The 25,122-nt window shown below is 65.5% G+C and carries 21 protein-coding genes; 8 read left to right on the top strand and 13 right to left on the bottom strand.

The window, feature by feature from the left end; translation table 11 throughout:
• Nucleotides 1-71: 71 nt before the first annotated feature.
• The 5 genes from H3H39_RS20100 to H3H39_RS20080 form a co-directional block, all read right to left on the bottom strand.
• Nucleotides 72-716, bottom strand: coding sequence for a formate dehydrogenase subunit gamma (locus H3H39_RS20100; RefSeq protein WP_182155828.1), 645 nt, complete (start codon nt 714-716; stop codon nt 72-74).
• Nucleotides 703-1,626, bottom strand: a complete 924-nt coding sequence (gene fdxH, locus H3H39_RS20095; RefSeq protein ID WP_182155826.1) for a formate dehydrogenase subunit beta — start codon at nt 1,624-1,626, stop codon at nt 703-705. The genes H3H39_RS20100 and fdxH overlap by 14 nt, the downstream gene beginning before the upstream one ends.
• 18 nt (nt 1,627-1,644) lie before the next feature.
• On the bottom strand, nt 1,645-4,716 hold the full coding sequence (gene fdnG / locus H3H39_RS20090) for a formate dehydrogenase-N subunit alpha (protein WP_182155824.1): 3,072 nt from the start codon (nt 4,714-4,716) through the stop codon (nt 1,645-1,647).
• A gap of 180 nt (nt 4,717-4,896) precedes the next feature.
• On the bottom strand, nt 4,897-6,714 hold the full coding sequence (locus H3H39_RS20085) for an ATP-binding response regulator (protein ID WP_229218148.1): 1,818 nt from the start codon (nt 6,712-6,714) through the stop codon (nt 4,897-4,899).
• Nucleotides 6,707-7,312, bottom strand: coding sequence for a response regulator transcription factor (locus tag H3H39_RS20080; RefSeq protein ID WP_182155822.1), 606 nt, complete (start codon nt 7,310-7,312; stop codon nt 6,707-6,709). Before H3H39_RS20080 ends, H3H39_RS20085 begins: the two co-directional genes overlap by 8 nt.
• Before the next feature lie 190 nt (nt 7,313-7,502).
• Here H3H39_RS20080 and H3H39_RS20075 point away from each other — a divergent pair, with 190 nt between their 5' ends.
• Nucleotides 7,503-8,012: an FxDxF family PEP-CTERM protein gene (locus H3H39_RS20075; protein ID WP_182155820.1), complete on the top strand. Its 510-nt coding sequence runs from the start codon at nt 7,503-7,505 to the stop codon at nt 8,010-8,012.
• Nucleotides 8,013-8,078: 66 nt separating this feature from the next.
• Here the strand turns inward: H3H39_RS20075 and H3H39_RS28020 are convergent, their stop codons facing one another.
• From H3H39_RS28020 to H3H39_RS20040, 7 genes are all read right to left on the bottom strand, one after another.
• Nucleotides 8,079-9,287, bottom strand: coding sequence for an AGE family epimerase/isomerase (locus tag H3H39_RS28020; RefSeq protein ID WP_182155918.1), 1,209 nt, complete (start codon nt 9,285-9,287; stop codon nt 8,079-8,081).
• Nucleotides 9,288-9,346: 59 nt separating this feature from the next.
• The gene (locus tag H3H39_RS28400; protein WP_182155818.1) at nt 9,347-10,987 is read right to left on the bottom strand and encodes a methyl-accepting chemotaxis protein; all 1,641 of its coding nucleotides are present in this window, start codon (nt 10,985-10,987) and stop codon (nt 9,347-9,349) included.
• A 143-nt stretch (nt 10,988-11,130) separates the two neighbouring features.
• Nucleotides 11,131-12,261, bottom strand: coding sequence for an ABC transporter ATP-binding protein (locus tag H3H39_RS20060; RefSeq protein ID WP_182155816.1), 1,131 nt, complete (start codon nt 12,259-12,261; stop codon nt 11,131-11,133).
• Between the two features lie 51 nt (nt 12,262-12,312).
• Nucleotides 12,313-13,191 (bottom strand): carbohydrate ABC transporter permease, encoded by an 879-nt coding sequence (locus H3H39_RS20055; RefSeq protein WP_220461618.1) that lies wholly within the window; start codon nt 13,189-13,191, stop codon nt 12,313-12,315.
• Nucleotides 13,181-14,134 carry a carbohydrate ABC transporter permease gene (locus H3H39_RS20050; protein ID WP_182155814.1) on the bottom strand — a complete coding sequence of 318 codons (954 nt, stop codon included), beginning with the start codon at nt 14,132-14,134 and terminating at the stop codon, nt 13,181-13,183. Before H3H39_RS20050 ends, H3H39_RS20055 begins: the two co-directional genes overlap by 11 nt.
• A gap of 179 nt (nt 14,135-14,313) precedes the next feature.
• Nucleotides 14,314-15,564, bottom strand: coding sequence for an ABC transporter substrate-binding protein (locus tag H3H39_RS20045; RefSeq protein ID WP_182155812.1), 1,251 nt, complete (start codon nt 15,562-15,564; stop codon nt 14,314-14,316).
• A gap of 147 nt (nt 15,565-15,711) precedes the next feature.
• Entirely contained in the window at nt 15,712-16,980 is a 1,269-nt protein-coding gene (locus tag H3H39_RS20040; RefSeq protein WP_182155811.1) for a maltoporin, read from the bottom strand.
• A gap of 514 nt (nt 16,981-17,494) precedes the next feature.
• On the opposite strand from H3H39_RS20040, the gene H3H39_RS20035 reads away from it, so the two are divergent.
• The 4 genes from H3H39_RS20035 (at nt 17,495) to H3H39_RS20020 (ending at nt 21,894) form a co-directional block, all read left to right on the top strand.
• Nucleotides 17,495-18,742 carry an ABC transporter substrate-binding protein gene (locus H3H39_RS20035; RefSeq protein WP_182155809.1) on the top strand — a complete coding sequence of 416 codons (1,248 nt, stop codon included), beginning with the start codon at nt 17,495-17,497 and terminating at the stop codon, nt 18,740-18,742.
• Nucleotides 18,743-18,750: 8 nt separating this feature from the next.
• The gene (locus tag H3H39_RS20030; RefSeq protein WP_182155807.1) at nt 18,751-19,461 is read left to right on the top strand and encodes a response regulator; all 711 of its coding nucleotides are present in this window, start codon (nt 18,751-18,753) and stop codon (nt 19,459-19,461) included.
• Between the two features lie 93 nt (nt 19,462-19,554).
• Nucleotides 19,555-21,042, top strand: coding sequence for an ATP-binding protein (locus H3H39_RS20025; RefSeq protein WP_229218147.1), 1,488 nt, complete (start codon nt 19,555-19,557; stop codon nt 21,040-21,042).
• 186 nt (nt 21,043-21,228) lie between these two features.
• The gene (locus H3H39_RS20020) at nt 21,229-21,894 is read left to right on the top strand and encodes a hypothetical protein (RefSeq protein ID WP_182155804.1); all 666 of its coding nucleotides are present in this window, start codon (nt 21,229-21,231) and stop codon (nt 21,892-21,894) included.
• A gap of 104 nt (nt 21,895-21,998) precedes the next feature.
• Here the strand turns inward: H3H39_RS20020 and H3H39_RS20015 are convergent, their stop codons facing one another.
• Nucleotides 21,999-22,352 carry a hypothetical protein gene (locus H3H39_RS20015; protein ID WP_229218146.1) on the bottom strand — a complete coding sequence of 118 codons (354 nt, stop codon included), beginning with the start codon at nt 22,350-22,352 and terminating at the stop codon, nt 21,999-22,001.
• Nucleotides 22,353-22,620: 268 nt separating this feature from the next.
• Here H3H39_RS20015 and H3H39_RS20010 point away from each other — a divergent pair, with 268 nt between their 5' ends.
• From H3H39_RS20010 to H3H39_RS20000, 3 genes are all read left to right on the top strand, one after another.
• Nucleotides 22,621-23,385, top strand: a complete 765-nt coding sequence (locus tag H3H39_RS20010; RefSeq protein WP_182155802.1) for a GIN domain-containing protein — start codon at nt 22,621-22,623, stop codon at nt 23,383-23,385.
• Nucleotides 23,386-23,434: 49 nt separating this feature from the next.
• The gene (locus H3H39_RS20005; RefSeq protein WP_182155800.1) at nt 23,435-24,043 is read left to right on the top strand and encodes a tetratricopeptide repeat protein; all 609 of its coding nucleotides are present in this window, start codon (nt 23,435-23,437) and stop codon (nt 24,041-24,043) included.
• Between the two features lie 89 nt (nt 24,044-24,132).
• A complete protein-coding gene (locus H3H39_RS20000; protein WP_182155798.1) occupies nt 24,133-25,113 on the top strand; it encodes an NAD(P)H-quinone oxidoreductase in 981 nt (326 codons plus the stop codon).
• The last annotated feature ends 9 nt before the right edge of the window (nt 25,114-25,122 follow it).

Here is a 25,122-nt window from a genome sequence, read left to right as displayed (position 1 = left end):
CCGGCGGCCGGCCTTGCGGCTTATTCTAATCCAAAACGGGCGAGGCTCGACAGGCGATGGAATCCATGCCGCTAGTCGCGCGACTTGCGCACGGCTTCCTCGAACCAGCGTCCGTGGTGCTTGCGCGCCCACCCGTACGTCACCGTACCGCGCACCATGGCGCCCAGCGAGCCCTTGACCCACAAGCCCGCGTACACGTGAATGATGATGGCCACCATGATGAGCAGCGCGCAGAACGCGTGGAGCAGGGCGGCGAAGCGTATCAGACCGATGGGGAACAGCGCCGAGAAGTAGGCGCGCCAGATTACCAGGCCGGTCAGCAGCAGCGCCGCCATGCAGCCCACCAGCAGAAAGAACAGCAGTTTTTGCCCGCCGTTGTAACGGCCCGCCTTGGGCACCAGATGTTCGCGCTTGTGGATCACATCACCGGTCTGGTCCAGCCATTCGCGGTCGCCCGGCTCGAAGCGGTTGTGGCGCCAGAACCGGGCCACCATGCCGGTGAAGGAGACCACCATCACCAACCCGATGAACGGGTGCAGGATGCGCGTCCATTGCCCGCCGCCGAGGAACACCGTCATCCATGCGGTGGCCGGGTGGAACATGGACAGGCCAGACACCATCAGCAGCACGAAGCAGATGGCGGTGACCCAGTGGCCGGCGCGTTCATTGGCCGTGTAGCGCTCGATGAGCGGATTGCCATCCTTATCGCGATTCATTTTGGCTCTCCCGGATGCGGTTGGCGTCTTCGGCTGCCTCGGCTTCTTCGTCCCTGCTCACTTCATTGGGGCCCACCCGCACGTAGTGGAACCAGCCCGCCAGCGCCGTGACGGCGAGGCCGGCCAGGGCCAGCGGCTTGGTCATGCCCTTCCACAATCCCACCATGGGACTGATGCTGGGGGCGGCCGGCAAGCCGTGGTACAAGCCTGGCTGGTCGGCATGGTGCAGCACATACATCACGTGCGTGCCGCCCACGCCGGCCGGGTCGTACAGGCCCGCCTGCGCGTAGCCGCGCGACTTGAGGTCGGCGATGCGCTCGTCGGCGTGCTGCCGCATGTCCTCCTTGGTGCCGAACACGATGGCGCCGGTGGGGCAGGTCTTGACGCAGGCCGGTTCCTGGCCCACGGCCACCCGGTCCGAGCACAGTGTGCATTTGTAGGCCCGGCTGTCCTTCTTCGAAATGCGCGGCACGTCGAACGGACAGCCAGCCACGCAGTAGCCGCAGCCGATGCAGTTCTCCTGGTGGAAGTCGACGATGCCGTTGGTGTACTGCACGATGGCGCCCGGCGCCGGACAGGCCTTCAGGCAGCCGGGATCTTCGCAGTGCATGCAGCCGTCCTTGCGGATTAGCCATTCCAGCTTGCCGTCGCCCGACTCGTGCTCGGAAAAGCGCATCACCGTCCACGATTGCGGCGTCAGGTCGTTCGGGTTGTCGTACACGCCCGCGTTCTCGCCCACGTCGTCGCGCAGGTCGTTCCACTCCATGCAGGCGGTCTGGCAAGCCTTGCAGCCGATGCACTTCGATACGTCGATCAGCTTGGCCACGGTGCCCAGCGCCGGTTCGCGCGCGCTGGGCGGCTGCGTGGTGGTGGCGGACACGCGCTTGATATCCAATGATTGCAGTGCCATCTCATTCTCCTCGGGCGCTCACGCTTTTTCCACCTTGACCAGGAAGGACTTGTATTCCGGGGTCTGGGAATTGCCGTCGCCGACGGTGGGCGTGAGCGTGTTGATCAGATAGCCCGGCTTGGTCACGCCCTTGAAGCCGAAGTGGATCGGCAGGCCCACCGTGTGGGTCTTCTTGCCATTGATGGTGAGCGCCTTGATGCGCTTGGTGACCACCGCCTTGGCCACGATGTGGCCGCGCTTGGAGCTGACCTTGACGGTGCCGCCGTTGGCCACGCCGATTTCGGCCGCCAGGTCCTCGCCGATCTCCACGAATTGCTCCGGCTGGATGATGGCGTTGAGCCGCGCATGCTTGGTCCAGTAATGGAAATGCTCGGTGAGCCGGTAGCTGGTGGCCACGTGCGGGAACTCGGCCGCCGTGCCGAATTTGGCGCGGTCGGACGGGAACACGCGGGCGGCCGGATTGCTGGTGGCGCGCACGTTGGACGGGTGCAGCGGATTGTGGCCGACCGGTGTTTCGAACGGCTCGTAGTGCTCGGGGAAGGGCCCCTCGTTCATGCCGGCGCGGCAGAAGAAGCGGGCCACGCCTTCCTGCAGCATGATGAACGGGCCCATGCCGTTCTCGGGCGGCTCGTCCAGTTTGAAGTCCGGCACGTCCGCGCCGGCCCAATTGGTCCCGTTCCAGCCCACCAGCTTGCGGGTGGGGTCGAACGGCTTGCCTTTCGGGTCGCACGAGGCGCGGTTGTAGAGCACGCGGCGATTGGCCGGCCAGGCCCAGGCCCAGTTCAGGGTCTGGCCGATGCCCGATGGATCGGCGTTGTCGCGCCGCCCCATCTGGTTGCCGGCCGCTGTCCACGCGCCGGCGAAGATCCAGCAGCCGCAGGCGGTGGAACCGTCGTCGCGCAACTGGGCGAAGCCGGCCAGCTGTTCGCCTTTCTTCACCAGCACCTTGGCCGCGTCCTTGGGATCGGTCAGCTCCTTGAGCGCCTTGCCGTTGTATTCCATCGCCAGTTCCTCCGGCGTGGGGCTGTATGGTTGTGCGTATGGCCAGCTCAGGTTGACGATGGGGTCGGGATACTTGCCGCCGTCGGCCTGGTACATCTGCTTCATGCGCAGGAAGATGCCGGACATGATCTCCAGGTCGCTGCGGGTCTGGCCCGGCCCTTCCGCGCCTTGCCAGTGCCATTGCAGCACGCGCGAGGAACTGACCAGCGAACCGCGCTCCTCGGCGAAGCAGGTGGTGGGCAGGCGGAACACCTCGGTCTGGATCTTGGCGGGATCGACTTCGTGGAATTTGCCGAATGGACGCCAGAATTCGGCCGTCTCCACGGCCAGCGGATCCATCACCACCAGGAACTTGAGCCTGGACAGCGCTTCCGTGATCTTCTGCTTGTCTGGCGCCGAGGCCAGGATGTTGAAGCCCTGGCACAGATAGCCGTTCATTTTCCCCTGATGCATGAGTTCGAACGCCTGCATCATGTCGTAGGGCTTGTCGAGTTTGGGCAGGTAATCAAACGCGAACCGGTTGTCCTCCGTGGCCGCATCGCCCCACCACGCTTTCATCAGGCTGACGTGGAATTTCCGGTAATTGCTCCAGTAGCTAAGCTGGTTGGGGCGCAGCGGCTTGAGCGCGCGCTCGGCGATGAAGGCGTCGAAATCCTGCTCCGCCTCGCCGGGCAGCGTCAAGTAGCCGGGCAGCAGGTTGGACATCAGTCCCAGGTCCGTCAAACCCTGGATGTTGGAGTGGCCGCGCAGCGCGTTCATGCCGCCACCGGCGACGCCTATGTTCCCCAACAACAGCTGCACCATGGCGCCGCAGCGCAGCGTCTGCGCGCCGGTCGAATGCTGGGTCCAGCCCAGCGCGTACAGGATGGTGGCGGCGCGGCCCGGCACGGCCGTCGAAGCGAGCGTCTCGGCCACCAGCTTGAACTGCTCCGGCGCCACGCCGCACGCGGTCTGCACCATGGCCGGCGTGTAGCGCGCATAGTGCTGCTTGAGCAGCTGGTAGACGCAGCGCGGATGCTCGAGCGTGGGGGCGATCTTGGCGTAGCCGTCCGCGCCCAGTTCATAGTTCCAGCTGGTCTTGTCGGCGTACTTGCCAGCCTTGTCGTCGTAGCCCGAATAGAGGCCGTCGTTGAGCGCGAAGTCCTCGCGCACGATGAACGGCAGGTCGGTGTAGTTGCGCACGTACTCGTGCTGGATCTTGTCGTTGGTGAGCAGGTAGTTGATGATCGCGCCCAGGAACACGATATCCGATCCGGTACGGGTGGCCACGTAATGATCGGCCACCGAAGCGGTGCGGGTGAAGCGCGGGTCGACCACGATCAGCTTGGCGCCACGGTGCGCCTTCGCTTCCGTCACCCATTTGAAGCCGCACGGGTGGGCTTCGGCGGCATTGCCGCCCATGACCAGGATCACATCGGCGTTCTTGATGTCGACCCAGTGATTCGTCATCGCGCCACGGCCAAACGTCGGGGCAAGACCTGCCACCGTCGGACCATGTCATACACGCGCCTGATTATCGAAGGCCAGCATGCCGGTGCTGCGCATGGCCTTGTGCGTCAGGTAGCCGACCTCGTTGGTGGAGGCCGAGGCGCACAGCATGCCGGTGGACAGCCAGCGGTTGACGGTCTTGCCGTCCGCGCTTTTCTCGATGAAGTTGGCGTCGCGGTCGGCCTTCATCAGCTTGGCGATGCGGGTGAGTGCGTCGTCCCACGAGACCGGGCTCCACTCGGCGGCGCCGGGCGCGCGGTATTCGGGTACCTGCAGCCGGTTGGGGCTGTGGATGAAGTCGATCAGGCTGGCCCCTTTCGGGCACAGCGTACCGCGGTTGACCGGGTGGTCGGCGTCGCCCTCGATGTGGATGATGCGGGCGGTGGCGTTCTTGGCGCCGTCCCCCAGTCCATACATCAGGATGCCGCAGCCGACCGAGCAATAGGGACAGGTGTTGCGGGTCTCGGTACTGCGGGCCAGCTTGTATTGCCGGGCTTCGGCCAGCGCCGTGGCCGGGGCGAAGCCCAGCAGCGCGATGCTCGATCCGGCCAGGGTCGCGCCAGTCACCTTCAGGAACTGACGCCTCGACATCTGGTTCATGGGGGAGCCTCTCAATGAATGAAAAGACGTCAACCAGTGTAGCACCATCAAAATAAATATGGTCGGTTTGCCATCGGGTGCGGCAATTTTGCATCAATTCATCGGTGATTGTTGAGTAATCAACTATTTTTCGCGTCGCCGTGATCCATCCTTTGCGCCCGGCTGTCAGCAGTAACGAATTCAGTGACAGTGCAGTTCATTGGCTGAGTCCGTATTGGCGTGGTGGCCGCGTCCCCGGACTTGTTCCATGCTGCGGTACAACTGCTCGGGCGACGTGGGCTTGTGCAGCAGCGGCACGCCGCTGGCGCGCGCTTCGCGCAGGCGGGCGGGGGCCGTGTCGCCCGTGATCAGCAAGGCCGGGATAGCATGTCCGGCCTGGGCCCGCAGCATGGCGATGGCTTCCGCGCCCGTGCGCTGCTCGCGCAGCCGGTAATCGCTGATGATCATGTCCGGCAGCCACGTCGCCGCCAGCGCCAGCGCCGGTTCGATGCCGTCGGCCACCTGGCAGTCGCAGCCCCAGCCGGCCAGCAATTCCTGCATGCTGATCCGTACGATGGCATCGTCGTCGATCACCAGCACCCGCAACGGCAAGGCACGCCGCGCGGGGGCGTCCAGTGCCGGCGCCGCCAGCGGCGCACCGGACAGTGCCGGCATGGCGGCCAGCGGCACGGCCAGCCGGAACACGCTGCCCCGTCCCGGCCGCGACGCCACCGTCAGCTCGTGGCCGAGCAACTGGGCCAGGCCGCGCGCGATCGACAGGCCCAGGCCCAGACCCTTTTGCCGGTCCCGTTCCGGATTGCCCAACTGATGGAATTCGCGGAATATTTCCTCCTGCTGTTCGGGGGCGATGCCGATGCCGCTGTCCCATACTTCCAGCACCGCGTGGCCTGCGCGCTTGCGGCACGCCACCAGCACGCCGCCGCGCTCCGTATAGCGCACGGCGTTCGTCACCAGGTTGCGCACGATCAGTTCCAGCAAGCCCCGGTCCGAACGCAGCGCCAGGCCGCTGTCGCGGGTGCGGTACACCAGGCCCTTGGCATTGGCTTGCGGCGCCAGTTCGCTTTCCAGTTTGGCCAGCAGCGGTTGCAGCGCGAACCCTTCGAGCTGCGCTTCGATCACGCCAGCTTCGATGCGCGAAAAGTCGAGCAGCGTATGCAGCATGCCGGCCGACGCTTCGGACGCGGCACGGGCACTGGCCAGCACCGTGCGCTGGCTGTCGTTGAGGGGCGAGCGGGCCAGCACTTCCAGGAACAGGCCTTGCGCGTGGATCGGCTGTCGCAAGTCGTGGCTGGCGGCGGCCAGGAAGCGCGACTTGGCCAGGTTGGCCTGTTCGGCCGCATGCAGCGCGTGCCGCGTCTTGTCGCTTTCAATGCGGAGTTGCCGGATCAGGCCGATATTGTCGAACTTCAGCTGGATGGCGGCGCGCGCGGCGCGGGCGCTGTTGCGGCCCTGGCTGAGCAGGCTGAAAAAATACACCACCACGGCCAGGCTCAGGGTCCGGAATTGCAGCTCGTCCAGCGACCACGCCTTGAGCGACAGGGCGCCCAGTTCGAACACGCAGAAAATGGCGAACACCGGCAGCACGGGCGACAACATCGACATGGCATTGCCGACGATGCCGGACAACACCGCCACCACCAGGATGCTGTTGGCCGTGGAGCCAGGATCGAAGCCGGTCCAGGCCAGCGCGCCCCAGGCTGCGCCGTCGATGGCGTTCAGCAGGATCAGCCAGCGTTCCAGCCGGTAGGCGCGCCATGGCCCGATGCGGCCGCGCAGGATGCGGCGCGCGTCCCAGCAGGCGAAGCATTTGGAGCCGATCACGGCGGCGCACCACAGTGGCAGGCCGCGCGTGTTGGCCGGGGTGGCCAGCGCGTACAGCAGCAGCGACGCCACCACGATGGTGGGCAGCAGCGAACTGCCCATATTGCCCAGCAACAGGCGCACCTGTTCCGCCCGGACCAGGCCCTCGGCGCGGCGCGCGGCGCCTGGCCTAGCCAACCAGCCCCCGGCTGCGGGCCGCGTAGGCCGCTTCGGCCCGGCTCACCACTTGCAGCAAGGCCAGCAGCGCCTGCACGTGGCCGCGCACGGTGTTCTCCGACAGGTTCAGGCGCCGGCCGATCAGTTTGTTGGACATGCCCTGGCACAGCAGGTCGAGCACTTCACACTGGCGCGGCGTCAGGCGCGGCGCGGTGGCGCGCGTGGTGGAGGATGGCAGCGCGCCCGGCTCGGCCCGCATCACGGCCGCGATGCCGTCGAGGATGACGGCGGCCGGTTCGCCCTTGGAGAGATGGCGCAACGCGCCGTGTTCGAGCGCGCGGCGCGCCGTGTCGGGGCTGTCGTCGGCCGACAGCACGACAATGGCGCACTCGGGCCACTTGTGCTGGATCAGGGCCATACCGTCCATGCCATTCAGGCCGGGCAGTTGCAGGTCCAGCAGCACCACGGTGGGGGCGGGCGCGTCGCGCTGGGTATGGACGGCTTCATCGAGCGTGGCCGCTTCGCGCAGCGGCACGCCGGGGTGGGCGCTCTCCAGCGTCATGCGCAAGCCGGCCCGGAACAGCGCGTGGTCATCGATCAAGAGGAAGGAATGGTTCATGTCGTTATTACAACCCAGCGTGCGCGGCGCCACAAGTGCCTGGGCGCAATTCAGTCCAAACAGACTATTTTGTGGGAAATGATAACAAATTACTATTCTTCATGATCGGCGGGCCCATCGCAGGCCCGCGACGCAGATCCGGTCCGGCCAAACGCCGGCATCGCCAACTCCACAACTGAAGGGAAATCCCATGAAATCGACTTTACTCGCGTTGCTGCTGGCAGGCGCCGCCACCGGCTCCGCCGTGGCCCATGACTACACGGTATCGCTGCTGCAATCGCCGCACCACCCGAACGAATGGACGGGCAGTTTCAATCTGAGCTTGCCGGAGCCCATCGATGGCAACTATTTCAGCGACACCTACACGTTCTCGCCTACGTTGAACGGCAATTTCATGGCCAATGGCGGGGTGGTGAACTTCTACGGCAACGAGTCGCAGCACATCCATTTCACCAGCGTGAGTTTGAACGGTAAAAAGCTGGACACTGCCGACGGCTTTTTCATCAGCGGCGCCCATTTGTTCGACACGGGCTTCAGTGGCCCGCTGGTGTTGACCGTGAAAGGATACACCGGCGCTTCGGCCAGTTATTCGGGTAGCCTGAACATCACCACGGCGGTGCCGGAACCGGAAACCTACGGCATGCTGCTGGGTGGGCTGGCGCTGGTGGGCGTGGTGGCCCGTCGCCGCCGCGCGGCCTGAGGTGGTTGAGGATGGCGCCGGCGGTGGGCGCCATCCTTTTCGCCGGATGGACGGGGTGGCTGGCGCTTAGCCGGCCAGCACGTTGAGCACTTCGTAGCAGGCGCCCATGGTGTGGTAATCCGTTTTCCCAGCCGGGCTTTTCTCGTCGCTCAGTTTGCGGTTATCCGCGCTGAGCAGGCGATACCAGGCGCCGTGCTGGTGATCGATCATGTGCGCCCAGCTGTATTGCCACAGGCGTTCATACCAGTCCCAATATGTGGGGTCGCCTGTGCGCGCGGCCAGCAGCGCGGCGGCGGCCAGGCTTTCGGCCTGCACCCAGAAGTATTTGTCGCTGTCGCAGATGCTGTCGTCCGGTGCGAAACCGTAGTAGATGCCGCCATGCTCGCCGTCCCACGCTTTTTCCAACGCCTGGTCGAACAGGGCACGGGCGCGCGGCAGCATCCACTCGGACGGGCCGGCCAGACGCACGGCATGGCGCTCCAGGATCAGCAGCAGCTTGGCCCATTCCGTCAGGTGGCCGGGCTGGTAGCCCCAGGGGCGGAAGATGTTGGTCTTGTCGTGGCGGTTGTAGTCGCCGTCCACCGACCAATCCTGGTGGTAATGCTCCCAGATCAAATTATCGGCCAGCGCTGCCTGGCGCACGGTGATGTTGTGGGCCAGCGTCTCGGCCCGGTGCAGGTAGCGCAGTTCGCCCGTCGCCTCGAACGCGGCCAGCAGCGCTTCGCAGCTGTGCATGTTGGCGTTCTGGCCGCGATACGGCGCCAGTTGCGACCAGTCCGCGCTCGCTTCGTCGGCATACAGGCCGTGCTCCGCTTGCCAGAACCGTTCTTCCATCAGCGTATACGTTTCAGCGATCCAGCCGCGCGCCTCCGTCACGCCGGCCATCAGCGCCTGCGAGTAGGCCAGCAACACGAAGGCCAGGCCGTAGCAATGGTTGGTGCCGTCCGTGACGGTGGCCGCGCCGTCGCGCCAGTCCAGTTCCCACGCATAGCCGCCCGTCGCCGCGTTGCGGTGGGCGCCGCGCAGGAAGGCCAGGCCGTGGCGTACCCGCTCCAGGTAGACCGGCTGCTGGAAGTGCCGGAACGCCATCGCATAATTGAACACGAAGCGCGTGCTGCTGACCAGGTGGCGGCTGTGCGCGTTGTACACCGTGCCGTCATCCTTGAAGTAGTGATAGAAGCCGCCGCTGCCATCCACGCAGCGCGGCTCGTAGAAGCGCATGGTGTGCTGGATATGTTCGATCAGCGTGGCGCGGGAGCGGAAGTTGGGTGTCATCGTCATGGTATGAATAGTGTGAGCGAATCGGTGAAATTGGTCGTTCAGTCGTGCGCGCGTCAGGCCGGCGTTGCCGCGCGCGCGGAGCCGAGGCGGAATTGCGGGCTGCGCTCCGGGGGCAGGGCGGTGCGCGCCGACGGGTCTTGCGTGTCCCGCGCACCCAGTTTGAAGATGCCGACCGCCTTCGCCAGGTTGTTGGCCTGTTCCTGCATGCTCTCGGCTGCGGCCGCGGCTTGTTCAACCAGGGCCGCGTTCTGCTGGGTCATGGCGTCCATCTGGCCGACGGCGCGGTTGACTTCCTCAATGCCCACGCTTTGCTCCTGGCTGGCGGCCGTGATGTCGTGCATGAAGTCGGCCACCTGCTGCACGGCCGTGACGATGCGCTCCATGGTCTGGCCGGCCGAGTCAACCAGTTTGCCGCCCGCGTCCACCTGTTCCACGGAATTGCTGATCAACGATTTGATCTCCTTGGCCGCGCCGGCGCTGCGCTGGGCCAGGTTGCGCACTTCCGACGCCACCACGGCGAAGCCGCGCCCCTGTTCGCCGGCGCGGGCCGCTTCCACGGCCGCATTCAGCGCGAGGATGTTGGTCTGGAACGCGATCGAATCGATCACGCCGATGATGTCGACGATCTGGTAGGAGCTGGTCTTGATGGTGGCCATGGTCTGCACCACGTCGGCCACGATCTGGCCGCCTTGCGCCGCCACGGCCGATGCCGATACGGCCAACTGGTTGGCCTGCTGTGCGTGCTGGGCGTTCTGGCGCACGGTGCCGGTCAGTTCTTCCATCGAGCTGGCCGTCTGTTCCAGGGCGCTGGCCTGGGCTTCCGTGCGCGAGGACAGGTCGGCGTTGCCGCTGGCGATCTCGCGCGAGGCCACCGTGATCGATTCGGTGCTGGTGCGCACGGCGCCCACGGTGGCGGCCAGGCTGTCGTTCATGCTGGCCAGTGCGCGCAGCAACTGGCCTGTCTCGTCCTGCGCACCCACGCTCACGGGCTGGGTCAGGTCGCCGCCGGCCACGCGGGTGGCCAAGTCCAGTGCGTGCTGCAAGGGGCGGGTGATGCTGCGGCTCAGGCGCAGCGCGACCACCACGGCCAGCGTCATGGCGACGGCGCAAATCACGGCCATGATGACGGTGGCGCGCGCGCTGTCGTCCTTGAAGCGGTTGATGCCGGTGCCGATCTCCTGGTTCTGCAGGGCCGCCATCCGGTCCAGGCCGGCCAGCCATTTGTCCTGCAACGGCGCCACTTGTGTGGTCAGCACCTTGAGCGCCTGGCCCGCGTTGAAGCCGGCCACGTATTCCTGCGCCTCCTTGAAGAAGGGCAGGCTGGTTTGTTCGTAGCCGTGCATTTCGGCCACGATGGCCTGCTCGGCCGGGTTCAGGCCCTGCGTGGTCAGCTTCGCTTCGTTGTCGCGGTAGCGCTGCTGTTCGATGCCGATGTTGGCCATCTCCTTTTGCATTTGATTGAGGTCGGCCGTGGCGCCGATGTTGCGGGCCGCCAGGCCCTGGCGGAACAGGTTCTGGCGCATGGCGGCCACCAGCGCGGATTTGGCGTTGCTGTCGTCGACCGAGCGGGTCAGGCTGGCGCCGGCCTGGCGCGAGGCCAGCGCGGCGACGGTGGTCATGCCGGCCATCAGCACCAGCATCAGGCCGAAGCCCAGCATCAGGCGGTAGCCGATTTTGATATCGTTCAGCTTCATGTTCAGTCTCCATGACGCCGGTCGTGGCCCGCGTCTGTAATGTGTTTGGGTGTAGCGACTGCTTGGCGCGCACGCGCGGCCAGGAACCAACGGGGAAGGGAGGGGACGGCTGCCGCAAGAAGGCGGCAGCCGGGTTGGGGCGCTTACTGGCCCAGGTCGATGCGCTGTTCCGAGGTCGGGTCGAAGAACACGGCCTTCGACAGGTCGAACGCCAGCTTGGTGTGCAGGCCGGCCGTCGCCTCCGCGCGCGGGTGGGTGCGGCAGGTGGCGCGGATGCCGTTGAACCAGGCGAACACCAGCGTGTCCGGGCCGGTCGGTTCCGTCATCTCGACCAGGCATTCCACTTCCGTTGGATGGTAGGGGTCGGCGCTGGTGGCGCGGCGGGCGCTGACGGCGTCCGTCACGTGCTCGGGGCGGATGCCGAGAATGATCTCGCGGCCGGCGTGCTTGGGCAGCACCGTGCCCGGCACCGGCAGCAGCGTGGTCTGGCCCGCGTGCTCCAGCGCGAACGAGATGTTGGCGCCGTCCTGCACCAGTTTCCCGCGCAGGAAGTTCATCGACGGCGAGCCGATGAAGCCGGCCACGTACAGGTTATCGGGACGGTCGTAGATGTCCTGCGGGCTGCCGAACTGCTGCACCACGCCGTCGCGCATGACGGCGATGCGGTCGCCCAGCGTCATGGCTTCGATCTGGTCGTGGGTCACGTAGACGATGGTCGAACCGAGGCGCTGGTGCAGCAGCTTGATCTCGGCCCGCATTTCCACGCGCAGCTTGGCGTCCAGGTTCGACAGCGGTTCATCGAACAGGAACAGCGACGGATCGCGGGCGATGGCGCGGCCCATGGCCACGCGCTGGCGCTGGCCGCCCGACAGCATGGCCGGCTTGCGGTCCAGCAGGTGGGCCATCTGCAGCGTGTCGGCCACGCGGTTGACGATCTTCTCCTGTTCGTCCTTGGGCACCTTGCGGATACCGAGGCCGAACGAGATGTTCTCGCGCACTGTCATGGTGGGGTACAGCGCGTACGACTGGAACACCATGGCGATGTCGCGCGACTTGGGCGGGATGTTGTTGACCACGCGGTCGCCGATGCGGATCTCGCCCTGCGAGATGGTTTCCAGTCCGGCGATCATGTTGAGCAGGGTGGATTTGCCGCAGCCGGAGCCGCCCACCAGGATCAGGAACTGGCCGTCCTCGATCTCCAGATCGATGCCCTTGAGGATTTCTGCGCCGTTCGGATAAACCTTGCGCACATTACGAATAGATAAGCTAGCCATGCTGATGTCTCCAGAAGGCGCCGGCCACGATGCCGGCGCCGAATATGTTTATTAGCCCTTGACCGCGCCAGCCGTCAGGCCGCGCACGAAGTACTTGCCCGCCACCATGTACAGCACCAGGGTAGGCAGCGCGGCGATGATGGCGGCGGCCATGTTGACGTTGTACTCGGTCACGCCGGTCGAGGTGTTGACCAGGTTGTTCAACGCCACCGTCACCGGTTGCGCGTCCGAACCGCCGAACACCACGCCGAACAGGAAGTCGTTCCAGATCTGCGTGAACTGCCAGATGAAGCAGACCATGAAGATGGGCAGCGACAGCGGGAAGATGATGCGGCGGTAGATGGTGAAGAAACCGGCGCCGTCGATGCGGGCCGCGTTCACCAGTTCATCGGGCACCGACACGTAATAGTTGCGGAAGAACAGGGTGGTGAAGGCGATGCCGTAGATGATGTGCACGAGGACCAGGCCGCTGGTGGTGTTGGCCAGTTCGGCCATGCCCAGCAGGCGCGCCATCGGCAGGATCACCACCTGGAACGGGATGAAGCAGCCCACCATCAGGGCCGTAAACACCACGTTCGAACCACGGAAGCGCCAGTGGGCCAGCACGTAGCCGTTCAGCGAGCCGATCAGGCTGGAGATCAGCACGGCCGGAATCACCATCCGCACCGAGTTCCAGAAGTACGGCTGCAAGCCGCCGCAGCGCACGCCGGTGCAGGCGCTGTCCCAGGCCTTGCCCCAGGCCGCCGTGGTCGGCTGCAGGGGGAAGTCCAGCAGGTTGCCCGAGCGGATCTGGTCCAGCGTCTTGAACGACGTGGTCAGCATCACGTACAGCGGCGCCAGGTAATACAGGGCCACCAGCACCAGCAGGGTGTAGATGGCGACGCGGCCGACCGTCACGCGGCCGCCGTCGGTGTTCAGATTAGCGTCCATTGCGCGCTCCTTTGGTTTCCATGTACATCAGCGGCACCAGCACGGCCAGCACCGTGGCCAGCATCATCATGGCCGACGCCGCGCCCAGACCCAGCTGGCCGCGGGTGAACGAGAACTGGTACATGAAGATGGCCGGCACGTCTGAGGAGGTGCCGGGGCCGCCGGCGGTGAGTGCCATCACCAGGTCGAAGCTCTTGATGGCGATGTGCGCCAGCACCAGCAGCACGCTGAAAAAGACCGGACGCAAGGAGGGGATGACAATACGCCGGTAAATCGTGGGCAGGCTGGCGCCATCGACCATGGCGGCCTTGATGATGGCGTCGTCGACGCCGCGCAAACCTGCCAGGAACAGGGCCATGACGAAACCGGACGATTGCCACACGCCGGCGATCACCACGGTGTAGATAGCCATGTCGGAATTGACCAGCCAGTCGAAGCTGAAGCTGGTGTAGCCCCAGTCGTGCACCATCTTCTCCAGGCCCAGGCCGGGATTGAGGATCCACTTCCAGGCCGCGCCGGTGACGATGAACGACAGCGCCATCGGGTACAGGTAGATGGCGCGCAGCGCGCCTTCATGGCGGATGCGCTGGTCCAGCAAGATGGCCATGGTCAGGCCGATGGCCAGGCAGACCAGGATGAACAGGCCGCCGAAGATGCCGAGATTGGCGGCGGCGGTCCACCAGCGGTCGATCTCGAACAGGTTGGCATACTGGCCGAAGCCGGCATACTCGTAATTGGGCATCATGCGCGAGTCGGTCAGCGACAGCCAGGCCGTCAGGCCGATGAAGCCATACACGAACACGAGCGAGGCGATGATGGTGGGCGACAGCACCAGGCGTGGTAGCCAGGTGTCGGCCAGGCCGGCGAAGCGGCTGGCGCGGACCGGGGCGCGGGCCGCGGTGGCGGCGGCCGGGCTGGCCGGGGTTGCGGTTGTAGCAGACATGGGGTTCTCCAGGGCGAGGGGGGCGGCCGGCCCGCGCTCCCGGAGGGGCGGGAGCGCGGTGGGCCGCGGCCTCTGCGCGCGGACGGCGGTCCGCGCGACAGCGTTACAGCATTACAGCTTCAGTTACAGCCCAAGTTGCGGGCCTGGTTGCTGCCTGGTTGGCAGCGTAAATTGCCGCCTTACTTGGTCTTGGCGGCCTTGGCCAGCGCTTGCACGGCGGCCTGTGGCGTCATCGACGAGTTCATGAACTTGGCGATCACGTCCTGGATGGCGCCGGCCTTGGCCGAGTCGATCGCCATGCCGTGGGCCATGGACGGCTCAAGCGAACCGGCCTTGCTGCTGGCGGCCATGTCGTCCATGGAACGGGTGGCGCAGGCGTCGAACTTGGCGCGCGAAACGCCGGCGCGGACCGGGATCGAACCCTTGTTCAGGTTGAACACTTCCTGGAACTCGGGGCTCATCACGGCGCTGGCCAGGGTCAGCTGGGCCTTCTGTTCTTCGGCGCTCTTGACCTTGAACATGGCCAGCGAGTCGATGTTGAAGGTGTACGATTTCTCGGTGCCAGGCGCTGGCAGGCACAGGAAGTCCTTGCCCGGTACCTTGCCGGCGGCCGTGAATTCGCCCTTGGCCCAGTCGCCCATGAACTGCATGCCGGCCTTGCCGTTGATGACCATGGCGGTAGCCAGGTTCCAGTCGCGGCCAGCGGCGTCCTTGTCGATGTAGGTCTTGATCTTGCCCAGCGTTTCAAACGACTTGACCATGGTTGGGCTGGTCAGGGAAGCCTGATCCAGTTTCACCAGTGCCTTGTCGTAGAACGCGGCGCCGCCCACACCCAGCACCACCGATTCGAACACGGTGGCGTCCTGCCATGGCTGGCCACCGTGGGCCACGGCCACCATGCCGGCGGCCTTGATCTTGTCGGCGGCGGCGAAGAACTCGTCAAAGTTGGTCGGGGCCTTGGCGCCGGCCTTGGCCAGCACGGCCGGGTTGACCCACAGCCAGTTCACGCGGTGCACGTTGACCGGCACGGCGACATAATGCCCCTGGTACTTCATCACTTTGGTGACCACGGAGGGCAGCAGGCTTTCCCACTTGCCTTCGGTGGCGGCCGCGTCGATGTTGGCCAGCACGCCTTCCTGGCCCCATTCCTGGATCGATGGGCCCTTGATCTGGGCGGCGGTCGGCGCGCTGCCGGCGATCACGCGTGCCTTCAGGGCGGTGGTGGCGTTTTCGCCAGCGCCACCGGCCACGGCGAAGTCTTTCCAGGCCACGCCTTTGGCTTCCATCATTTTCTTCAGTTCGGCGATCGATTTGGCTTCGCCACCGGAAGTCCAGTAGTGCAGCACTTCGACCTGGGGAGCGGCCATGGCGGCGGAGGCGGCGACGGCGGACAGCAGCAGAGCGGCTTGAACGAGGGGTTTGAGGGTCATGTTATATGTCTCCGTTATGTGGATTGATGTAACTTTATTAATTTATCACGAAAACGCGCCGGCACCCTGAAAGCGGTTGTGGGGGCCGGACGCGCGGCTGACGTTATTGCTGCAACGGGGTATCAGGCTGGCAGGATGCCGGGCCGATTACCACCAGGCTTCCATCTGCAGGCCGATCGAGGAACCGCTGGTGCCGTTGCCGTACACGGGGCCGGAATTGTTGGCCGCGTTGACCAGGGCCGTCGCTTCCTTGTTCCACTTACCGTAGGTGAAGTAGGCGCGCAGTTCAGGACGCTGCCAGAAGCCTTCGCCCACCGTGATGGTCGGGGCGATGGTCAGCTTGGTCAGGTGCGCCGTGTCGCCGGTGGTGCCCGACTTCAGGCCCGTTACGCCCAGTTCGGCTTGCAGCTTGAAGTTTTGCGCGAAGGCGTACACGGGACGGATACCGGCCGTGGTCCAGGTGGTGCTGCCGTTGGCGTCGGACTTGTCCTTCTGCCACAGGGCCACCATTTCGGCGCTGAACTGCTTGGTTGGCTGGATCCACAGGTCGTTGAACACACGCACACGGGTCACGTCGGAGCCGAGCGTGGTGCTGCCCGAGGAGCCGATACGGGCGCAGCATGGGCCGCCGATGCCGGTGCCTGGGCCCACGCCGTATTGCACGCCGAACGTGTTGCCGCCGCCGAAGGTGCCGGCTTGCTTGTGGAACAGCGAAGCGTTCCAGCCGTTGTGGTCCTGCGTGCCCTTGCCTTGGGCCGTGACGATGGTGAAGGCCGCGTCCAGCGTGCCGCCGGCGTTGACAGGCAAGCCTTCGTACACCAGGTTCTGGCGGACGGCGGCCGAGGTATTGACGACGGCCGAGACGCTCGGATCGTATTGGTTCTGGTCGTTATCCTTGAACACGGCGTAGCTGATCTTGCCTGGGCCCAGGTTGATCTTGTCCAGACCGCCGCCGGTACCGTTCATGTTGATGAACTGCATATCCAGCATGTGGATGTCAGGACGGTAGTAGTAACGCTTGCCGACCCAGACCGTGCCGCCGTTCATGAACGGCAGGTTGCGCGCTTCCACGTAGGCCTTGGCCACGTTCAGCGGGGCGTTGCCGAAGTCGGAGCCGTTCTTGTAGGCGTTGGCCCACAGGGTGCCGACGAAGGTGGCGCCGTTTTCCGACTTGGCCAGTTCGTGGGTGTAGCCGAATTCGGTGTAGCTGTCGCACTCGTTACCCAGGCGATAGCTCTGGGTAGGGCCACCCAGGCTGAAGCAGCTTTGTGGGCCGTGGGTCGAGCTGGCGCCGGAACCGGCGCGGAGGTAACCGTGGAAGCCCTCGGTGTCGTTGAAGGCGTCGGCGTGCGCGACGCCGCTGGCCATGGCCAGGGCCATCATGGCCGGGAGGGTTTTCAGGACGGTATGTTTCATTACGACAGTCTCCTCTTGGTTGTCAGTGCGGACCTGGACACGTCGGCATATCTGCCGCGTTATCTCTCGTTCCATGCCGGCGTATCTGCCACACTGTGTTGCTGTTGCGGTGGATGTTGTAGTTTTTTGCTACGGCAGATGCACAGTAACATCGGCCCTTTTGTGATGCTACCCAGGCACTTTTCTCTATCTGAAATATCGTTAAGTGGTTGATTTGATTGAAATAGAGTGTTTTTCGGCGCCGCCAGGCGCTTACATTTCCTTACAATGGACGGCAACGCGAAACGGCCGTTTTGGCTGTCATGGCGGGCCTGGCGGGGCCGGGCGCGGTGCACGCGCGGCTGCAACAAAACGCAACAATTCCATACGCTTTATTGCAAAAAGCTGAAGTTGGTAACCAACGTTTGTTGCAAGACTTAAGGTATAGTCTCAGCGGCAAGATGGCGGATATATCGCCGCGATATAAAAGAACAGGTTCATCCGACGAGGTGGATCGTCGCTGGAGTGAGGAGACATGGTGAAAACGCTGCGCAGGCTGCTGCCGCTGGTGTGCCTGGCGGCATGGGGCGCCGCGCAGGCGGATGGCCTGCAAGTGCTGCATTGGTGGAAGTCGGCCAGCGAACGCAAGGCCATCGACCTGGTGGCGACCCGTCTCAACGATGAGGGCATCGGCTGGCGCGACGGCATGATCCCCAATGGCTCGGGCGTGGGTGCCGGCATCGTGCTGCGCAGCCGCATGCTGGCCAAGGATGCGCCGGAAGTGGCGCAGGTGAACGGCATCGTGATCCGCGACTGGGCCCGGCTCGGCCTGCTGCTGGAGCTGGATACGGTGGCCGCCGCCGGTAAATGGGACAAGCTGCTGCAGCCCACCGTGGCGGCCGCCATCCAGTCCGACGGCCACGTCTACGCCGCGCCGCTGGGCATCCACCGCATCAACACCCTGTTCTACAACCGCAAGCTGTTCAGCCAGTTCAAGCTGAACCCGCCCACCACCTGGGCCGAGTTCGAGCACGCGGCCACGGTGTTGCAGCAGGGTGGGGTGGTGCCGCTGGCCCAGAGCAGCGAACCGTGGCAGGTGGCCACCCTGTTCGAGACGCTGGTGTTGTCCGAGGGCGCCGAATTCTACCGCGCCTTGCTCCAGCGCCGCGAAGCGTCCGCCTATGCCGACCCGAAACTGGCCAGTGCGCTGACGCGCTTGCGTCACTTGAAGAAATGGATGGACCAGCCCGTGCCCGAACGTACCTGGGACGACACCACCCGCCAACTGGCCGACGGCAACGCGGCCATGCTGGTGATGGGCGACTGGGCCAAGGGCGAGCTGGTGATGCGCGGTTTAACGGTGGATGAGGGTTTCGGCTGCGCGGTCGTGCCCGGCACCGCCAACTACCACCTGTACAACATCGACACCCTGAGCATGCTGGCCACGCGCGAATCGCACCGGCCGGCCCAGGAAAAGCTGGCCGCCGTGATCATGACGCCGGCGCTGCAGAACGACTACAATCAGGTCAAGGGTTCCATTCCCGTGCTGCGCAACCCGGCGCTGGCCAAAATGGACAGTTGCGCGCGCGCTTCCTACAAACTGTTTTCCAGCGGCCCCGGCGCCCAGATTCCCAGCCTGGTGCACCGCATGGCCACCGACGAGATCGTGCGTGACGCGATGGTGGCCGAATTGCACCGTTATTTCCTCGACGATGGCGTGACCGTGGCCGACACCCAGCGCCGCCTGGCCACCATCGCGCGTACCTACACCAAGACACACTAGGCAACACCATGCGTAAGATATTGATAGTCGACGACGACCAGAAAACCCGCACTCTGCTCAAGACCTACCTGGAAAAGAACCAGTACGAGGTGGGCCTGGCCCACAACGGCGAAACCTTTACGGCCGAGTTCAACCGCTACGCCGACGAGTTGTCGCTGGTGATCCTGGACGTGATGCTGCCCGACACGGACGGCTTCGCCCTGTGCAAGATGGTGCGGCGCCGCTCCAACGTGCCCATCATCATGCTCACCGCCAGCTCCGACGAAACCGACCGCGTGGTGGGGCTGGAACTGGGCGCGGACGATTACATCTCCAAGCCCTACAGCCCGCGCGAGCTGCTGGCGCGCATCAAGGCCATCCACCGCCGCACCGGCATGGACAACGTGGCCGCGCCCCGCTTCTACCGCTTCGTCGGCTACACGCTGGACACGGTGGAACGTACCGTCACCGGCCCCAGCGGCGAACATGTGCCGCTGACGGGACTGGATTTCCAGCTGCTCAAGTATTTCGTGGAACACGCGGGCGACATCCTGGACCGCAACGTGCTGTGCGAGGAAACCCGGGGCCGTGACGCCGGCCCCATGGACCGCTTCCTGGACGTGCAGATCAGCCGCCTGCGCCTGCGCCTGAACGATGCCGGCCGCCAGCCGTTGCTGATCAAGACCGTGCGCGGCGCCGGTTATGTATTTTCAGCCGATGTTACGGTCAGCAATGTCTAAGAAGTCACTGCAACCAGCCCATGGCGTCGTTATGGCGCCTTGCCGTGCACGCGCACTGTCTTCGTCGCCATGCCTAGCCATGGCCATGTTGACATGACTGCCAGGCTGCGCCCAGGGCGCTGGCTGGCGCGCATCCTGCCGTCGTCGCTGCTGGGGCGGCTGGTGGTGGTGATGGTGGCCGGCGTGCTGCTGACCCAATTGGCGGGCAACTGGTTGTGGGCCACCCAGCGCCAGGCGGAAGCGGAGGTGGAAGTGCGCACGGCCACCCAGCATCTGGCCCACAGCGCGTCCAAGGTGATCCGCTTCTTCCTCAGCCTGCCGGCCAATTACCGGCCCCTGATCATCCAGCAATTCCGCGAGATGGGCGGCACCCGCTTCCTCGTCAACGTCAACCGGGCGCCGGTGGAAATCCCCGGCATCGGCGAACAGCCGCTGGCGGACGTGGCCATCGCCCAGGTGCGCACCACGCTCAAGGAGGATGTGCCCAACCTGAGCAAGCTGCGCATCGATTTCGGCTGGCCCGACCATCTGCCCGTCAGCGACGACGGCACCACGCTCAACGACATGCCGGAAGGCTGGGTGCAGAACGTGGTGCTGACCAAGCCGGCGCCGGCGCCCATCCTGCTGATCCAGGCGGAGATGGGGCCGGGCAACTGGCTGTACCTGGCCACGCTGATGCCCAATCCTTACTTCCTCGACAGCGGCAACCCGCTCACGCGCGACCGCGTGCTGCTGCAGGCGTTGTCGCTGGCGGCCGTGCTGCTGTTGTGTATCCTGGTGGTGCGCTGGACCACGCGGCCGTTGGCGGCCCTGTCGGAAGCGGCCACCGCTTTTGGTAACGGCGAGCGCATGCCTGCCTTGCCGGAAACGGGCAGCCGGGAATTCGTCAACACGGTGCGCGCGTTCAGCGCCATGCGTGAGCGCATCAATCGCTATATCGCGGACCGGGAACGGCTGTTCGTCTCCATTTCGCACGATTTGCGCACCCCCATCATGCGCTTGAAACTGCGCACGGAATTGCTGGACGATGAGCAGTTGCGCGACGAGTTCCATGAAGACCTCGATGAGCTGGAGATGATGGTCAAGGGCGCCCTGCAGACCGTCAAAGATAGCGACATCCATGAAAATCCCACCGAGATCCGGCTCGACGCCTTGCTGGGCCGCATGGTGCGCGATGCCCGCCTGGCCGGCCATCAGGTCCTGTTTACGGCCTCGGGCCTGAGCGTGGCTGCCAAGCCGCTGGCGCTCAAGCGCGCCATCGGCAACCTGCTCAACAACGCCCTGCATTACGGCAAGCAGGTGGAGCTGGCGGTGGAGCCGCGCGGCGCCAACATCGCCATCGTGATCCGCGACCACGGGCCGGGCGTGCCGCCCGAGGCGCTCGATGGCCTGGCCGAGCCGTATGTCCGGCTCGACCATGGCCGCGAGCAGAACAGCAGCGGCATGGGGCTGGGGCTGGGCATCGCGCGCGGCATCGTGCAAGCCCATGGCGGCGAGCTACGGCTCGACAATCATCCCGAGGGCGGCTTCCGCGCCACCATCGTGCTGCCCGGCGCGGCCTTCACTCCGCTCGACAGCTAAGACCAGGGGCAGGTCATCAAACCGGGGCGGGCAGGTCATGACATCTCGCAAGATGCGAAGTTTCATGACCTGAGCCCGGTTCTTTGCGCATTGCGTCCCACTGGTTCGGCGCCATATCAACGACGTGACACGCGCCGCTTGGTAGCATGGTAGGCGGGAGGGGATATGCGACGGATGGTTCAAATAATGAAGCAAGCAATCGCAGGCGCGGTGGCCAGGTGGTCTGCGCTGCTGCTGGCTCTGGTCTGCGCCGTTCCGTTGGCTGCGCTGCCGCCACCAGCGTGGGGTGCCGAGCCGGATGCTATCGTCATCGGGCAGGCGCCGGCCCAGGTCCAGCAACTGATACTACGCGCCATGCAGCATCTGGCGCCCGGTGGCGAAGCCCATCGCCGTTATCATATGACGCTGCCGTTCGGCGCACCATTGTTCCCACCGGATACGGATCTGGCCCTGTCGCCCACACCCGCGCTGGCGCGCTGGCTGCAACTGCCCATCGACGCGCGCCGCCACGACGTGCTGATCGTGCCCGATGCCGATTACTACTGGGACGCGGGCGGCGCGCCGTTCTCCTGCCAGTTCATCGTTCACCTGCAGGCGCAGGATGCGGGGCGGACCCGGCTCACGGTGCTGCAAGTGCAGCCCACCGAGCGGCACGGCAAGAAGCTTGATTTGCTGGGGCGTACCGGCCCCGGCTTCTATCTCGACATCCGGCCGGCCGCCCCGGCGCCACGGGCAAGCGCCGACCTGCTAGCGCTGCTGGCGGCCGCGCTGGCGCATCCATTGCCAGCGTCCCCGGCGTCCCCGGCCTCCCCAGCCTCCCCAGCCTCCCCAGCCTCCCCAGCCTCCCATTAGACCCAGGCCCGTCGCCAACAACAGGGCCGTGGCCGGCACGGGCAGTACCGTTGCGCCCGGCACTTGCGGCGCGAATGGTGCCGCCACCGGATCGGCAGCCTGGATCAGCCTGCCGCCCGCCAGCGGATCGCCATCCCACCATTCGCCCGCCAGCGTGAACACGCCGCTATCGGTCTGGCCTGGCGTGGCGAAGGCGAACGCGTCAGGCTGATATCGACGGGCACGCTGCGGGTTTTATGGATGGGGAACTGGTCCTGCACGGACAGGATCTGCACCGCGTTGTTGCGGCCCACCAGGTCGGCCAGCTGGGTGACGGCGCCGGCCTCCTCGCCGAACAGGAAGAACACCTGGCCACCCGTTTCAGACGCCGCCTGCAGGAAGCCGGGCGTGATGGGCGAGCAACTGCCGAACAGCACCGGATAGATCTTGATGTCCTTGCTCTTGGCCAGGCCGGTCACGGCGCCGGCCAGTGCCGAACCCGGCCTTGCCCGTGGCGGGCTGGGGCGGGCCGTGGCGCAGGCCGTGGCCGGGGGCGGGGCGGGCCGTTGGCGGACGCTGCACCGTCAGTTTTTCCGACAGCGGCGTGGCGTGGCAAAAGCGCAATCTGTGACGTGAAATATGCAGTTCGTCGCAATTCGCCGCGCCCCGTCGTGGCCTCTGTTACATTGGCGACGATCCGCATCCACGACCGGTGCGCCCGCGAGGAAACCCGAGGAAACCCTGCAAATGAAAAAACTGCTCCCTTTCAGCCTGCTGCTGGCTGCCTTCTGTACGCTGGTGGGCCGGGCCCAGGCCGCCGACGATTACGTCACCGAATCGCGTCCCATCGACGGGCGCGTGGTGCGGGTGCTGCTCGACGGTGTGCTCGACCTGAAACTGACCCAAGGCGCGCAACCGTCCCTGACCATCGTGGCCGACCGGCGTACCATGGCCAAGATCACGGCCTCCCAGACGGGCGACACCTTGCACCTGGACACGGAAGGACATGGCGTCAAACTGAACCGCTCGGGCGCGCGGGTGGAGCTGGTGTTGCCGGCGCTGCGGCAAGTGGTGTCGGAAGGCGTGGGCAGCACGGAAGTGAACGGCTTCATGGGCGATGAACTGGAGTTGACCCTGGATGGGGCCGGTTCCATGAAAGTGGCGGGCGATTACAAGAAGCTCAAGGCCAACCTGGGGGGCGTGGGCAGCATGCACCTGTGGGTCAGCGAGAACGAGCTGGTGGAGCTGGACCTGCATGGCGCTGGCTATATCACGCTGGGTGGGCGCAGCAAGCTGCTGCGTGCGTCGCTCGGCGGACTGGGCGGCTTGAACGCGCAGCAGTTCCAGGCCGACGCGGTGGATGTGCAATTGAGCGGCCTGGGCAACGCCACGGTCACGGCCCGCCACGACGCCACGCTCAACCTGAGTGGCCTGGGTTCCGTCACCGTATATGGCAAGCCAGCCAACCGGAACGTGAGCGTGGATGGCCTGGGCAAGGTCAGCTGGAAATAAGGCGGACGACGCAATGATGAACCGTCACCCTCACGCATACAAACGCGCCATGAAAAAAACCGTATTCGCGCTGTGCCTGCTGCTGGCCATGCAACAGGCCGCTTACGCCGGCTTCGCCGACGGCGCCATGGCCTACAACAGCAAGAATTACGCGCTCGCCTACCGCGAGATCGCGCCGCTGGCCAGGGCCGGCAATGCCGACGCCGAGCATCTGCTGGGCTTGATGTACTACATGGGCCGCGGCGTGCCGCAGGATTACAAGCAGGCGCTGGAATGGCACCGCAAGGCGGCGCTGCAGGGCAAGGCGGACGCGCAGTATGTGGTGGGCGCCATGTACTACACGGGCAACGCCGTGATCCAGGACCACAAGCAAGCCATCGTCTGGTTCCGCAAGGCGGCCGAGCAAGGCCATGCGGAGGCGCAGCAGGTGCTGGGCCTGATGTACCGCTATCACATCGGCGGCATGCCGCAGGATAACGTGCTCGCCTACATGCTGTGGAACCTGGCTGCCGCCGGCGGTTCCATGAACGCTGCCGAGCAGCGCGCGGCCGTGCTGCGCAGCATGACGCAGGAGCAGATCGAGGAAGGGCAGGCGCTGTCGGCCGCCTGGAAGCCGAACACGCCCTTGCCGCGCCAGTCGCGCACCGGTGGCGGCTGACGCTGTCGACTGTCGCGGGGGCGCGGGCGGCCTGCGCGTGGCGCCGCCCTGAAGTACAATCGTCCCTTTCCAATCACGAGGGAAGCGTCATGCGCGCGATCGAGATCACCAAGCCGGGGCCGGCTGATGTGCTGAAGCTGTGCGAACGTCCGGTGCCGGCCGTCAAGGCGGGTGAAGTGCTGATCAAGGTGCATGCGGCCGGCATCAACCGGCCGGACGTGTTCCAGCGCCTGGGCAGCTACGCGCCGCCGCCGGGCGCGTCCGATCTGCCCGGCCTGGAAGTGGCCGGCGAAATCGTGGATGGCGACCTGACGGGCAGCGACTTCAAGAAAGGCGACCTGGTGTGCGCGCTGGTGCAGGGCGGCGGTTACGCCGAATACTGCGTGGCGCCGGTGCCGCAATGCCTGCCCGTGCCGCGTGGCCTGTCGGCGCTGGAAGCGGCTTCGCTGCCGGAAAACTATTTCACCGTGTGGAGCAATGTGTTCGACCGCGCCCATCTGCGCGGCGGCGAAACGCTGCTGGTGCAGGGCGGCACCTCCGGCATCGGCGTGACGGCGATCCAATTGGCCGCCGCCATGGGCCACCGGGTGTTCGCCACCGCCGGCAGCGACGACAAGGCCCGTGCCTGCGAGCGGCTGGGGGCGGAACGGGGCATCAATTACCAGACCGAGGATTTCGCGGCGCTGGCCAAGTCGCTCACCAACGAGCGCGGCGTGGACGTGATCCTGGACATGGTGGGCGGCGACTATTTGCCGCGCGAAATCGCCTGCCTGGCTGACGATGGCCGCATTTCCCTGATCGCGCTGCTGGGCGGCGCCAAGGCCACGGTGGACCTGGGCCAGGTGCTGCGCCGCCGCCTGACCATTACCGGCTCCACCTTGCGGCCCCGTTCCGTCGCCTTCAAGGCCGCCATCGCGGCCCAGTTGAAGCAGCGCGTGTGGCCGATGTTCGAGGCGGGCAAGATCAAGCCCGTCATTTACGAAGTGTTCCCGCTGGAGCAGGCCGCCGCGGCCCACGCGCTGATGGAGCGCAGCACCCATGTGGGAAAAATCATGTTGCAGATAATTTGAACCATTTTT

Source organism: Rugamonas apoptosis (genome assembly GCF_014042355.1).
GTDB classification, from domain to species: Bacteria; Pseudomonadota; Gammaproteobacteria; order Burkholderiales; family Burkholderiaceae_D; genus Rugamonas; species Rugamonas apoptosis.
Note: the sequence above shows the minus strand (reverse complement) of the source record. Positions and strands in the feature narration are given on the sequence as shown.